The organism is Dellaglioa sp. CoH-57-MRSF-21, from assembly GCF_056781915.1.
Genome location: NZ_JBXAXU010000002.1, coordinates 195,830 through 209,391, shown reverse-complemented (window position 1 = coordinate 209,391; position 13,562 = coordinate 195,830). Strand labels below are relative to the sequence as shown.

Here is a 13,562-nt window from a genome sequence, read left to right as displayed (position 1 = left end):
TTTTTATTTTAGATTCGCCCTATAACCAATATCCATTCTGTAAAATGTTTTGTGTGCTTCAAAATCAGCAATTAACTGATAAAGTTTCTGTTGTGCATCTGCCATGTCTACGCCTGATTCATGCATAATATAAATGCGTCCACCTGCACTAACTAATTTCTTATCAACTAATTTTACACCTGCAAAATCAATTCTGTTGGAAAGTGACTTAAAGTCACTTAAATTGGGTAATGTAATATTTTTTTCAGGATTTTCTGGATACCCATCAGCGGCAATAACGACACCTAGAGTGATTCCCTCTGTTTCCCATTGTAAAGATGGACTTTCATGCTGCAATAATTTTGAAATAACTAATGCAAAATCCGTTTTTAATCTTGGTAATACGACTTCAGTTTCGGGGTCGCCAAACCGAACATTGTATTCAATTACTTTTGGACCGTCTTTAGTTAAAATTACTCCCACATATAAAATACCTGTGAATGGAATACCACGTTTCATCATTTCATCCGCTGTTGGCTGAACAATTTTTTCAATTGATTCCGTAACAACATCTTCTGAAATTTGTGGAACTGGACAATATGCGCCCATTCCGCCGGTATTAGGACCATTATCTCCCTCAAATGCCCGTTTATGGTCTTGAGAAATTGGCATCGGATAAACTTTATCTCGATCAATAAATGCCATCAATGAAAATTCTTCACCCTCAAGGTACTCTTCAATTAATACTTCTGTTGTATTAAATTGTTGTTGGACTAAAAATGAACGCAAAGCATCAGTTGCTTCTGATAGATCTTGAGCAATAATAACGCCCTTACCACCAGCTAATCCATTTGCTTTAATAACTATTGGGAATGATTGGTGCGTCATATAATCTAATGCAGTCTGGTAATCGGTAAATGTCTGATAGTTAGCTGTCGGGATATTGGCTGACGCCATAACTTGTTTCGCAAATTCCTTTGACCCCTCTAACTGGGCAGCGGCTTTTGAAGGCCCATATATAACTAGGTTTTCTTCACGAAAAAAATCAGTTATGCCATCTATCAGTGGAATTTCTGGTCCAACAAAAGTCCAATCAATGTCATTTTCACGGACAAAGGTTGTCATGCCAATCCAATTAGTGATATCAATACCCACAGATTTAATCCCGTTGTTATTCATCCCAGGGTTTCCGGGTAAACAGTAAACATCTGAGACAGTATCACTTTCAATAAATTTACGTGCGATGGCATGTTCACGTCCGCCAGAACCAATAACTAAAATTTTCATTATTTAAAATAATCCTTTCATAGGTTAAAAAGATAGACTCATTTTAACAATTTAATGTTTGAAATGACGACGGCCACTAAATACCATAGCAATATTTTTGCGATTAGCCATATCAATTGACTCTTGGTCTTTAATTGACCCTCCCGGTTGAATAATTGCCGTAATACCATGATCAGCAGCATATTCAACACTATCATCCATTGGGAAGTAAGCATCTGAAGCTAAGACAAATGGTTCTACCATCCCATGTTCTAGTGCTTGCTCTAACGCAATTTTAACCGATCCGACACGGTTCATTTGACCCGCACCAATTCCAAGTGTTTGATCCTTAGTTGCAATTACAATCGCATTACTCTTAACATGCTTCACAATTCTTTGAGCGAATAATATTGCTTCTTTTTCATCACTTGTTGGTAATTTTTCAGTTACCGTTTTTAATTCTTCCATTTGGTCAATGACTTGATCACGTTCTTGAACAAGTAAGCCACCCATCACTGAGACATATTCATATTTATCAGCTTGGTCCTTTTGACTGAAATCAATTGTCATAACACGAAGATTTTTCTTCTTAGCTAAAATATCATATGCAGCATCTGTGAAGTTTGGTGCGATAATAATTTCAAGGAATAAATGATGTAATTCAGTTGCTGTTTCTAAATCAACTTCACGATTTAAGGCAATAATGCCTCCGAAAATTGACGTTTTATCAGCATCAAATGCTTTTTTCCATGCAGCATTAATCGTTTCTCCAGTACCAACCCCACAAGGATTCATATGTTTCATCGCAACGACAGCAGGTTGCTTAAATTCTGAGACAACTTTTAAAGCAGCGTCGGCATCTTTAATATTGTTATACGATAACTCTTTACCATGTAATTGTTTAGCGGCAGCAATCGAAAAAGCATTTGGTAAAGCTGATTGATAGAAAGCCGCTTTTTGATGTGCATTTTCACCATAACGCATTCCTTGTTTGAAATCATATGTTAATGACAATTTTTCAGGAAATTCAATTTCTAATTCTTTTGTTAAATAAGATGATATTAAAGTATCATATGCAGCCGTGTGTCTAAACGCTTTAGCTGCTAATTGTCGACGAAACTGATTATCCATTTTATCATCATCGAGTTTATCTAAAACAGACGGATAATCAGCTTTATCGACAACAACATAAACAGATTCAAAATTTTTGGCAGCAGAACGCAACATTGAAGGCCCACCAATATCGATTTGCTCAATAGCTTCTGACTCAGTAATACCAGGTTTTTCAATCGTTTCTTTAAAGGGATATAAGTTTACACAAACTAAATCGATTAAGGCAATATGTTCTTCTTCTAATTTAGCCATATGAGCTGGATTGTCACGCCTTGCTAATAACCCACCATGAATCATTGGGTGTAATGTTTTAACTCGTCCATCAAGCATTTCTGGAAAGTGAGTCACATCTTCAATTCTAATTACAGCGATATCGGCATCCTTTAAAATATTAAACGTACCACCAGTTGAAATAATTTCAAATCCACGTTTGATTAATCCCTGAGCGAAGTCTGCAACACCAGTTTTATCAGATACACTTATCAAAGCTCTTTTCATCTTATTAATCTCCCTTTTTATTGTTTAATAAATTTAGAATCACCTTTGGATATAGTTGGTGTTCAACATCATGAATCTTACTTTCCAATTGTTCAAGTGTTTCATTTGGTAAAATAGGAATACTTTGTTGCGCTATAATTGGCCCCGTATCAACACCTTCGTCAATGTAGTGTATCGTCACACCAGTTACACTAACACCTGCCTTATACGCATCCTCAATTCCATGAATACCTGGAAAAAGGGGTAACATTGCGGGATGAATATTAATAATTTCCATCGGATACTTACTCAATAATGTACTTGTAATCACACGCATATAACCCGCCAATAAAATGGTGTCGATTTGATACTTAGCTAATTCATTAACAATCACTTGTTCATAATGACTACGATTTTCAAAGTCTTTAGGTTGAATAATAAAGGTTGGAATTCCTCTACGTGCTGCCTTTTTAATGACAGCCGCTTTTGGTCGATCACAAACTAAAACTTCAATTTCTAATCCTGCATCTTTTAATGCCTGATTATCTGCAATAAATTCAAAATTAGAACCGGTCCCTGATGCAAAAATTGCTACTTTGACCATTTTATTTACCTACCAATTCGACCGTTTGATCAGTATTTTTAATTTCTATACTGCCTATTTCATAAGCGTGTACAGTTTCTTTATTTAATTGTGTCAGCACCTGTTCAACGTTAGCTTTATCAACAGCCAAAACCATTCCAATACCCATATTAAAAATTTCATACATCTCTGAATGGGGTATCTCACCGTATCTAGAGATGGCATCAAAAATTGGTAGTACTGGCCATAATCCTAGATTAATTGTTGCTTTTAGCCCTTCTGGTAACATTCTTGGTATATTTTCAATAAAGCCACCACCTGTAATATGTGCTGCGCCTTTAATCAAATTATCTTGAAATAAAGGAATCAGATCATCTACATAAATTTTTGTTGGTGTCATTAATATTTCAGCAAGTGATTCATTAGGTATTTCTGGTAAAGCTTCATCTAAATTAAAAGCCATGTCTTCAAGAAATATCTTTCTAACAAGTGAGAATCCATTTGAATGAATACCGGTTGACGAAATTCCAATTAAAATGTCATTTTCTTGAATTGAATGACCATCTATTAATTGACTTTTTTCAACAACACCAACCGCAAATCCGGCCATATCATAATGTGTTTTTTGATACATCCCTGGCATTTCAGCTGTTTCACCACCAATAAGATTCATATGTGCTGTTTGACATCCTTTAATTACCCCAGAAATAATACTTTCAATTTTTTGAGGTTCAGTTTTGCCAGTCGCTAAGTAGTCCAAAAAGTATAGAGGCGTTGCACCCTGAGCAACAATGTCATTAACACACATAGCCACACAATCAATCCCAATTGTGTCATGTCGATTTGTTTCAAAGGCAACCATCAATTTGGTGCCAACGCCATCAGTACCTGAAACCATAAGTGGCTCTATAATACCTAATCGACTGAGATCAAAGAGTCCTCCAAATCCACCAACTGAACTTGTTTCATTTACCAGTGACATTTGTTTATTAATTCGATTAACGACGTCATACCCTGCATTCACATCAACACCCGATTTTTGATAAGCATTTACCATTTTGAAGTCCTCACTTTTCTGTCGTTAAGTTTGCTAAATACTCATCCTCGTAATCATATAATGGCGTTGGATAATCACCATTAAAGTAAGCCATACATAGTCCTGAATATGGGGCATCTAAATTCAAACCAATTGAAGCAATTAATCCAGCTTCACTTAGAAATGCTAATGAGTCTGCCCCAATAATAGCCTTCATTTCTTCAATTGATTTATTTGCGGCAATTAATTCAGATTGCTTTTGAATATCAATCCCATAAAAACAAGGGTATTTAAGAGGTGGTGACGCAATTCGCAAATGAACTTCAGCAGCTCCAGCTTCTTTTAACAATCTAACAATGTGTTTACTCGTTGTCCCCCGAACAATTGAATCATCGACTAAAATAATCTTTTTACCCTTAACCACGCTTTTAACAGCTGATAATTTCATTCGCACCCCTTGTTCTCTAAGTCTTTGGGTGGGTTGAATAAAGGTCCGGCCAATATATTGATTTTTAACTAATCCCATTTCATAAGGAATGCCACTTTCTTCTGCATAACCACTAGCTGCAGACAATGAGGAATTTGGTACACCAATAACCATATCTGCATCAATACCCGTTTCTCGTGCTAGTTTGCGACCCATTCTTTTACGAGCAGAATGGACATTAATCCCACAAATATCCGAATCCGGTCTTGCAAAATAAATATATTCCATTGAACAAATTGACATTTTAGTTTCAGTTGTATAAACGTCAATTGATAGCCCTTCGTCAGTAATAGTGACGATTTCACCAGGGTTCACATCGCGAACGAATTCTGCCCCAACAGAATCTAAAGCACAGGTTTCACTTGCAACGACGTAAGCACCATTTACCATTTGACCAATAGATAGTGGTCTAAATCCATTTGGATCAAGTGCCGCAATCATGTAGTTTGACGTCATTAATAAGTAAGCAAACCCACCATGTACTTGATTTAATGCGTCTTTAACCTGTTCATGCAAAGTGTCTTGTGATGAACGACGAATTAAGTGCATCAAAACCTCTGAATCCGAACTTGATTTGAAAATAGCCCCATCTTGCTCTAACTCATTTCTAAGCGTTACCGCATTAGTTAAATTACCATTATGGGCTAAGGCAAACTGTGTATCGTAAAAATCAAATAAAAATGGCTGAATGTTATCAATTCCGTTACTACCGGCCGTTGCATAACGTACATGTCCAATAGCTGCATTACCGGTTAATTTTTTTATTTTTTCAGGATTTCTAAAAACATCTGATAGTAATCCTAATCCTCTATAACCAATTAGTTTACCTTCATCATTTGATACAATTCCTGCACCTTCTTGGCCGCGATGTTGTAAACTATGCAGACCAAAATAGGTAATCTGATTTGCATCTTCATTTCCCCAAACACCAAAAACACCACATTCTTCATTTAAACTTCTTATTTCATTAGGCACGGAATTGCATCCTCCCAAACTTGTTTGGCTTCAGAAGTTGTAAGAGTTATCTTACTCCCTTTTGTCGTCACGTTAATTAATTGGTCTGCTGTAACACAGCCAATTTTTTCAGCAGTTTGATTCATTAAATTTTCAAAATCTGTCTTATTTTCTGATTTAATCGATAAAATGAATCGCGATTGTGATTCTGAGAAAAGTTGTGCATCTGTCATATTTACATTAATATCAATACCTAAATCGTTTTTAAATACGGATTCACTTAAAGCAACGGCTAGACCACCTTCAGATAAATCATGTGCACTTTCGACTAAACCAGATTCGATAGCTTCTAAAACAAACGCTTGGTTACTTTGTTCAGTCTTTAAATCAAAATGTTTAATATCTCCGGAAATCTCGTTAGTAGTCATTTTCTGAATTTCTGAACCATTAAAATCATTATAAGTTGTACCCACTAAATAAATTAAATCATTAGCATGTTTAAAATCTTGCGTTGTTATATTTTTAACATCTTTAATTAAACCAACCATTCCAATCATTGGCGTTGGATAAATGGCTTGTTCATTAAATTCATTATATAAAGAGACATTACCAGAAATAACAGGTGTATTAAATAAGTCACATGCTTCAGAAATACCGATAGCACTTTGATCAAATTCCCAAAAAATTTCTGGATTTTCAGGACGTCCATAATTTAAGCAATCTGTAATAGCGAGTGGTTGTCCACCAGATGCAACTATGTTACGCGCTGCTTCAGAAACAGCAATTTGACCACCAACCTTAGGATTCAAGTAAATATAACGCGCATTACAATCTGTTGTCATTGCGAGTGCCTTATTAGTTTCTCTAATTCGAATAACACCTGCATCACTACCAGGTCTAACCACTGTATTGACTTTAACTTGAGAATCGTACGTTTCGTACAATGATTTTTTGGATGCGATTGTTGGTTGTTGTAACAAATCTAACCAAGTTTGCTTCGTATTTTCTATTTCAGGTATAAAATCAGACTGCGCTTTAAATTTGCTGATTCTTGCAGGTTCTTTTTGTTCCTTATGATAGACTGGTGCATCACTTGCTAAAGAATCAACGGGAATATTAGCAACAATTTTTCCCTCATGTATTAAAACATAATCCGTATTTTCTGTTACATACCCGATATTAACGGCTTCTAAATCATATTTTTTAAATAAATTGATAACTTTAGTTTCAAATTCAGGTTTAATACAAAGAACCATCCGTTCTTGAGATTCAGATAACATCATTTCGTAAGCAGACATATTAGTTTCACGTTGTGGAACGTTATCTAAATCAAGTACCATCCCTGATTTAGCTTTCGAGGCCATTTCAGCAGTTGACGAAACTAATCCAGCAGCTCCCATATCTTGAATACCAACTAACCAGTCTGGATGATCTAGAATAAGTTCGAGACAAGCATCCATTAATAATTTTTCCATGAATGGATCACCAACTTGAACAGCTGAACGCTGTGTTTCTTTATCATCAGCAAATTCATCAGAAGCAAACGTTGCCCCATGAATACCATCACGACCCGTTTTAGCACCAACATAAATAACTAGATTTCCATCACCTTTTGCCTGGCCTTTTTGAATATTTTTATGATCAATCAGTCCAACACACATTGCATTTACTAGTGGGTTACCCTCATAACAAGGATCAAATCCTATTTCTCCACCAACAGTTGGAATACCAATACAGTTACCGTATCCTCCGATACCAGCTACAATTTCTGAAACAAGATACTTAGTGTGCTCATTATCTAGTTCACCGAAACGTAAACTGTCAAGAAGTGCAATAGGTGTTGCCCCCATTGAAAAAATATCTCTGATAATACCGCCGACACCTGTTGCGGCACCTTCATAGGGTTCAACAGCTGAGGGATGATTATGGCTTTCAGCTTTAAATACAACTGCTTTACCATCACCAATATCAATAACACCAGCACCTTCTCCAGGTCCTTGTAAAACTTGCGGCCCAGAATTTGGAAAATGTTTTAAAACGGGGCGGGAATTTTTGTAAGAACAATGCTCACTCCACATTACTGAAAATAAACCAGTTTCAGTATAGTTAGGTTGACGACTTAAAATATCATCTTTAATTAACTTATATTCTGAATCAGTTAATCCCCAATTTTGATATAATTTGGTATCTTCAATTATTTGTGCCGTCGGTTCTTGTTTTGTAACCAAATTAACCCACTCCCTCTGTGTATGTCGTTAACATCGATTTAAATAAATTTAGGCCGTCCGTTGAACCGAGCAATGCTTCAATAGCACGTTCTGGATGCGGCATCATACCAAGTACATTTCCACGCTCATTAATAATTCCAGCAATATTATCAATACTTCCATTTGGGTTATCTTGATATCTAAAAATAATTTGATTATTTTTCTTAAGAGAAGCTAATGTTTCATCATCACAATAATAATTACCCTCGCCATGAGCAATTGGTAATTCAATTGTCGTTTGCGTTTTATAATCAGTTGTAAAACGCGTTTGATTATTAACAATTTCCAAAGTAACTGGCTTACAAATAAATTTAATATTTTTATTTTGAATTAATGCACCTGGAAGTAGTTGCATTTCCGTTAACATTTGAAATCCATTACAGGTTCCAAACACTAGTTTACCTTCATCCGCAAAACGTCTCACTTCATTCATAATGGGTGATAAACTGGCAATTGCCCCACTTCTTAAGTAATCGCCGTATGAAAATCCACCTGGAAGTAATACACCATCAAAACCATCAAGAGATTCCTCTGTATACGACACAAACTCAGCTTGTTCATGTAAACCATCCCGAATAGCGTGAAGTAAATCATAATCACAATTTGAACCAGGAAATACAACAACTGCAAATTTCATGATTAAGCCTCCACTTTTTCAAGTTCGTAACGATATTGCTCCATATTTGGATTAGCTAATAATTTATCACAAATCGCATCAATTTTTTGGTCTATCTCTAATTCAGTTGCTTCAACCTTTAACACAAAATATTTACCAACTCGAACGTCACTAACACCTGAGAATCCTAATCGGTTAATCGCTTCATTAACAGCTTGACCTTGCGGATCTAAAACTGATTCTTTATATGTAACGTAAACTTTTACACTATACATTATTTGACCTCATTTCGATTTTTTAGTCGGTTTAAAACATCTTGATATACTGGAATAATGCTACCTTGGTTTTTTCTGAAAATATCCTTATCTAATGATTTATGTGTCTTCGAATCCCATAAACGTGCATTATCAGGTGAAAATTCATCTGCCAAAATAAGTTCCCCATGATACCGACCGAATTCAAGTTTAAAATCAATTAAATCAATATTGATGTCTTTAAATAATTTATACAGTAGCTGATTAATATGAAGGACTTGTTTCTTTATTTCGTCCATTTCTATTTTAGTCGCAAAATTTAACGCAAAAATTTGTGACTCATTTATTCCAGGATCGTCTAGAGCATCATTCTTATAATAGTATTCAATAACAGGAACTGTTAATTTAGTTCCTTCAACTTGATCAAATTTACGAGCAAAACTACCTGCAATAGTATTTCGTAAAACAACTTCAATTGGAATTATTTCAACTTTTTTAACTAATTGTTCGGTTTTAGAAACATCTTCAATGAAATGTGTTTTAATACCGTTTGCCATTAAATAAGAAAAAATAATATCAGATATTTGATGGCTTAATAATCCCTTACCTAATATTTCTTCTTTCCGTTTACCATTAAGTGCGGTAGCTTGGTTTTTGTATACCATTCTTAATACTTCTTCATCATTAGTTTGATAAACATCTTTAGCTTTTCCTTCGTAAATCAATTGATCCAAGCGAATAGCCCCCTTAAGAATAAAAACATATAAAAATATACTTTTTAACTAAATAGTTCGTTCTTTACAAATATAGTTTAACAATTACTATATAATTTATCAAGGTAAAATACGATTATTTTTATATTTTTTTAATTTAAAGTTCGTATTATGGCAAACAAAAAACCATAAAGCTATTAAAATAACTTTATGGTTTACATATTTCTTTAAATGAGACCAATTCGTTCGAAAATAGCATCAACATTTCTAATATGATAATGATAATCAAAAGCATCATCTAAGTCTGCTTGAGTTAATGCAGACATTATTTGTTCATCTGCTTCTAATAAGGGACGGAACTGTATTTGTTGATCCCAAGAGATTGCCGTCTTAGGTTGAATTAAATCATATGCAGCCTCTCTAGACATGCCACTATCAATTAATTTAAGTAAAACTCTTTGGCTGTAAATAAGACCAAAAGTACGGTCCATATTTTTTTTCATATTTTCCGGAAATACTGTTAATTCTTTAACTATTTTTGTAAAGCGACGTAGCATGTAATCTAATAAAATAGTTGTATCGGGTAATATAATACGTTCTGCAGAGCTATGTGAAATATCTCGTTCATGCCATAATGTAACATCTTCGAAGGCAGTGACCATATGTCCTCGAATGACACGCGCTAACCCTGTAATATTTTCTGAACCAATTGGATTACGTTTATGTGGCATAGCTGATGAACCTTTTTGGCCTTTAGCGAAATATTCTTCAACTTCTCGTGTCTCACTTTTTTGTAATCCACGAATTTCTGTTGCCATTTTTTCAATCGATGTTGCAAGAAGAGCCATCTCAGAAACATAATTAGCATGTAAATCTCGTGGTAAGACTTGTGTCGATATTTCTTGAGGTCTAATTCCAAGATGCTCACAAACATAAGTTTCCACAAACATTGGGATATTGGCAAATGTTCCTACAGCACCACTAATTTTTCCAGCTTCAACATCTAATGCTGCATCATTAAAACGAATTTGATGACGTTTCATTTCAGAATACCACAATGCAATTTTCAATCCAAATGTTGTTGGTTCAGCATGTACACCGTGTGTTCTACCCATCATAACAGTATCTTTATATTCAACTGCTTTATCAGCTAAAACAGCCATAAATTCTTCAATATCCTTACGCAAAATTTCATTAGCCTGTTTTAAAATAGATCCATACGCTGTATCAACTACATCTGTAGAAGTTAATCCATAATGAACCCACTTACGTTCTTCCCCTAGAGATTCTGAGACAGCTCTTGTAAAGGCAACGACATCATGCTTTGTTTCTTGTTCAATTTCTAAAATACGATCAATATCAAAACTAGCATTTTTACGAATTTTTTCAGCGTCTTCTGCTGGAACATGGCCTAGTTCAACCCAAGCCTCACTAGCTAATGTTTCAACTTCTAACCAAGCTTTATATTTATTTTCATCTGACCATATGGCACCCATCTCAGCATTTGTATAACGATCAATCATTTTTATCTTCCTCTCTTAATCCCAAATTTTCGTTTGATATACATCAATTTTAGCTTGCTCAATATTATCGGTTAATATCGTTACATGACCCATCTTACGATCTTGTTTTGCTTCATTTTTACCATAAAAATGAAACCGCCATTGACCTTCATTTTGAATTTCATTTAATACTGACTGGACATGTTGTCCCAAAATATTAATCATAATAGCATGACTTAACAACTGTGGTTTTAACATTGGTAAATTACAAATTCCTCTAATATGCGCTTCAAATTGTGATAAGGAACAGGCCTCAATTGTTAAATGTCCGGAATTATGTGGTCTAGGTGCAATTTCATTAACATAAACGCCACCTGAATCTGAAACAAAAAATTCAATCCCCATTGTTCCAACAGACAAACAATCATCAGCAATTTGACTTGCAATAATTTCAACTTCTTTTCTTGTCTCAATCGATAAACGACTCGGACAAGAACTCTCATGTAAAATATTATGACGATGTTGATTTTCGATAATCGGAAAAATACTTTGTTGGCCTAATTCATTTCTAGCAATGATAACGGAAACTTCACGATCAAACTGAACAAAGCCTTCTAACACGCATGTTCTATTTTGAATCAATTTTCCCGCTTCAATCAAATCAGCACTTGTCTTTAAAATAACTTGTCCTTTACCATCATATCCGCCACGAATCGTTTTTAAAATTGATGGGTACCCAGTTATTTTAATGGCATTTTCTAAATCATCAAAACTTTGTATTAATTTAAATGGTGCGATTGGATAATTATGAGCTTCCAAAAATTGTTTCTCACTAATTCTATCTTGTGAAATACGCAGTGCAGTCGACCCTTGTGGAACATAGCAATATTGCTTTGCTGCATCAATCGTATCAGCATCTACATTTTCAAACTCAAACGTTAGTACATCACACATTTTTGCAAGATTTAAAATAGCAATCTCATCGTCATAATCTGCAATCACTTGTTTGTCCGCAACCTGAGCAGCTGGGCAATCTTTTTGCGGATCTAATATAATCACACGATAACCCATTTCTTTTGCAGACGTTGTCATCATTTGTCCTAGCTGACCACCACCAATAATACCAATTGTTTGTCCTGGTAATATCCTTTTAATCAAGTAAATCACTACTTTCCAAAGATTTTTGATGGAGTGATAATTGATATGACTTTAAATTATCTTTTATAGTTGAATCACTTAAGGCACAAATTTTTGCGGCAAAGATGCCGGCATTTGTTGCACCTGCTTTACCAATTGCCATAGTTGCTACGGGTGTTCCCGCAGGCATCTGAACAATTGACAGTAAAGAGTCTATTCCATTTAGCGCATGGGACTGCACCGGAACGCCTACTACAGGGATGACGGTTGAAGCTGCAATCATTCCTGGTAAATGTGCGGCACCACCCGCACCAGCAATAATAACTTCATACCCATTTTTATCCGCACTTTCTGCAAATTTAATCATTTCTATTGGCATTCGATGTGCCGAAATAACTTTTTTATCATACTCAATATCAAGTTCATCTAATAAATTAGCCGTAAATTTCATTGTGGTCCAGTCGGAAATCGATCCCATTACAATTGCTATCTTTGCCATTCGATTACCTCCAAATTTAATAAACCTATTCTATCAACAACTCAGCGTTGTGTCAAAGCAAAAAAAGGACGAAATTAAAAAATTAATAAAAATAGTTCGTATTTTAATGGATATTCAAGCTATTTCTCTTTTTAATATTTCTTTTTTATAAAAAAATAAATGACACCTATTGGCATCATTTATTTCCCTTTTTAAGGTCCGTGTATAATTGTAACTTGCTTCTAGAATTCAAAACAACTGACTTTTTACTATTGGCTAAATAAAAAGATAGTCCAAATCTTCTTAATTTAACTTGTTTTATTGCGGAAATTTCAATTATTTCATTATGTTTTCGAATAACCTTAGTTAACTTAATATTTTTGTCGTCAACTATTAATTTACGATTCAAGATTTGAACAATTGATACAATAAGAAAAAGTATAAATAAAACAATTGTCCAAATTTGTAATGTTGTTATCTCTAACCATAATAATAAACTACCTAAAAATAAGCAGAACGTCCATGACCATAAAATAACCGTTTTAGCTAGCTCGGGTTGATAAAAATATGTTTTTTGATATTTTTTCATGCTTATGATCTCCTCTAACACAATAAAATTATTCTTCTATATTTAAAGCTTAACATAATTGATCAGATATTCTATATTTTTCCATAAAAAAAGATGAAACCTTAAGTTTCA

13 protein-coding genes are annotated in these 13,562 nt (G+C 34.6%); all 13 read right to left on the bottom strand.

All coding sequences use genetic code 11. The annotated features are described in order from the left end of the window. Positions 1-3: 3 nt before the first annotated feature. The gene (gene purD, locus AC1RPQ_RS02975) at positions 4-1,266 is read right to left on the bottom strand and encodes a phosphoribosylamine--glycine ligase (protein ID WP_481761306.1); all 1,263 of its coding nucleotides are present in this window, start codon (positions 1,264-1,266) and stop codon (positions 4-6) included. A gap of 51 nt (positions 1,267-1,317) precedes the next feature. Next, positions 1,318-2,856, bottom strand: coding sequence for a bifunctional phosphoribosylaminoimidazolecarboxamide formyltransferase/IMP cyclohydrolase (gene purH / locus AC1RPQ_RS02970; RefSeq protein ID WP_481761305.1), 1,539 nt, complete (start codon positions 2,854-2,856; stop codon positions 1,318-1,320). A gap of 4 nt (positions 2,857-2,860) precedes the next feature. Then, on the bottom strand, positions 2,861-3,439 hold the full coding sequence (purN, locus tag AC1RPQ_RS02965) for a phosphoribosylglycinamide formyltransferase (RefSeq protein ID WP_481761304.1): 579 nt from the start codon (positions 3,437-3,439) through the stop codon (positions 2,861-2,863). A gap of 1 nt (position 3,440) precedes the next feature. Next, a complete protein-coding gene (gene purM / locus AC1RPQ_RS02960) occupies positions 3,441-4,475 on the bottom strand; it encodes a phosphoribosylformylglycinamidine cyclo-ligase (RefSeq protein WP_481761303.1) in 1,035 nt (344 codons plus the stop codon). Between the two features lie 10 nt (positions 4,476-4,485). Continuing rightward, positions 4,486-5,916, bottom strand: coding sequence for an amidophosphoribosyltransferase (purF, locus tag AC1RPQ_RS02955; RefSeq protein ID WP_481761302.1), 1,431 nt, complete (start codon positions 5,914-5,916; stop codon positions 4,486-4,488). Further along, positions 5,901-8,123, bottom strand: a complete 2,223-nt coding sequence (gene purL / locus AC1RPQ_RS02950) for a phosphoribosylformylglycinamidine synthase subunit PurL (RefSeq protein ID WP_481761301.1) — start codon at positions 8,121-8,123, stop codon at positions 5,901-5,903. The genes purF and purL overlap by 16 nt, the downstream gene beginning before the upstream one ends. A 1-nt stretch (position 8,124) precedes the next feature. Continuing rightward, complete coding sequence (purQ, locus tag AC1RPQ_RS02945) at positions 8,125-8,799, bottom strand: phosphoribosylformylglycinamidine synthase subunit PurQ (protein ID WP_481761300.1); 675 nt, start codon at positions 8,797-8,799, stop codon at positions 8,125-8,127. A 2-nt stretch (positions 8,800-8,801) separates the two neighbouring features. After that, positions 8,802-9,053: a phosphoribosylformylglycinamidine synthase subunit PurS gene (gene purS / locus AC1RPQ_RS02940; RefSeq protein ID WP_409022561.1), complete on the bottom strand. Its 252-nt coding sequence runs from the start codon at positions 9,051-9,053 to the stop codon at positions 8,802-8,804. Beyond that, positions 9,053-9,772 carry a phosphoribosylaminoimidazolesuccinocarboxamide synthase gene (gene purC, locus AC1RPQ_RS02935; protein WP_481761407.1) on the bottom strand — a complete coding sequence of 240 codons (720 nt, stop codon included), beginning with the start codon at positions 9,770-9,772 and terminating at the stop codon, positions 9,053-9,055. The genes purS and purC overlap by 1 nt, the downstream gene beginning before the upstream one ends. Positions 9,773-9,972: 200 nt before the next feature. Then, complete coding sequence (gene purB, locus AC1RPQ_RS02930; protein ID WP_481761299.1) at positions 9,973-11,268, bottom strand: adenylosuccinate lyase; 1,296 nt, start codon at positions 11,266-11,268, stop codon at positions 9,973-9,975. A 15-nt stretch (positions 11,269-11,283) separates the two neighbouring features. Continuing rightward, on the bottom strand, positions 11,284-12,405 hold the full coding sequence (purK, locus tag AC1RPQ_RS02925; protein ID WP_481761298.1) for a 5-(carboxyamino)imidazole ribonucleotide synthase: 1,122 nt from the start codon (positions 12,403-12,405) through the stop codon (positions 11,284-11,286). Then, positions 12,398-12,883: a 5-(carboxyamino)imidazole ribonucleotide mutase gene (gene purE / locus AC1RPQ_RS02920; protein ID WP_481761297.1), complete on the bottom strand. Its 486-nt coding sequence runs from the start codon at positions 12,881-12,883 to the stop codon at positions 12,398-12,400. The genes purK and purE overlap by 8 nt, the downstream gene beginning before the upstream one ends. Positions 12,884-13,058: 175 nt before the next feature. Further along, positions 13,059-13,451, bottom strand: a complete 393-nt coding sequence (locus AC1RPQ_RS02915) for an EbsA family protein (protein WP_481761296.1) — start codon at positions 13,449-13,451, stop codon at positions 13,059-13,061. Between the last annotated feature and the right edge of the window lie 111 nt (positions 13,452-13,562).

What these genes read in the sequence shown, in the direction of transcription:
- purD (WP_481761306.1), bottom strand. Translation starts at nt 1,266, where the DNA reads ATGAAAATTTTAGTTATTGGTTCTGGCGGACGTGAACATGCCATCGCA.
- purH (WP_481761305.1), bottom strand. Translation starts at nt 2,856, where the DNA reads ATGAAAAGAGCTTTGATAAGTGTATCTGATAAAACTGGTGTTGCAGAC.
- purN (WP_481761304.1), bottom strand. Translation starts at nt 3,439, where the DNA reads ATGGTCAAAGTAGCAATTTTTGCATCAGGGACCGGTTCTAATTTTGAA.
- purM (WP_481761303.1), bottom strand. Translation starts at nt 4,475, where the DNA reads ATGGTAAATGCTTATCAAAAATCGGGTGTTGATGTGAATGCAGGGTAT.
- purQ (WP_481761300.1), bottom strand. Translation starts at nt 8,799, where the DNA reads ATGAAATTTGCAGTTGTTGTATTTCCTGGTTCAAATTGTGATTATGAT.
- purS (WP_409022561.1), bottom strand. Translation starts at nt 9,053, where the DNA reads ATGTATAGTGTAAAAGTTTACGTTACATATAAAGAATCAGTTTTAGAT.
- purB (WP_481761299.1), bottom strand. Translation starts at nt 11,268, where the DNA reads ATGATTGATCGTTATACAAATGCTGAGATGGGTGCCATATGGTCAGAT.
- purE (WP_481761297.1), bottom strand. Translation starts at nt 12,883, where the DNA reads ATGGCAAAGATAGCAATTGTAATGGGATCGATTTCCGACTGGACCACA.
- AC1RPQ_RS02915 (WP_481761296.1), bottom strand. Translation starts at nt 13,451, where the DNA reads ATGAAAAAATATCAAAAAACATATTTTTATCAACCCGAGCTAGCTAAA.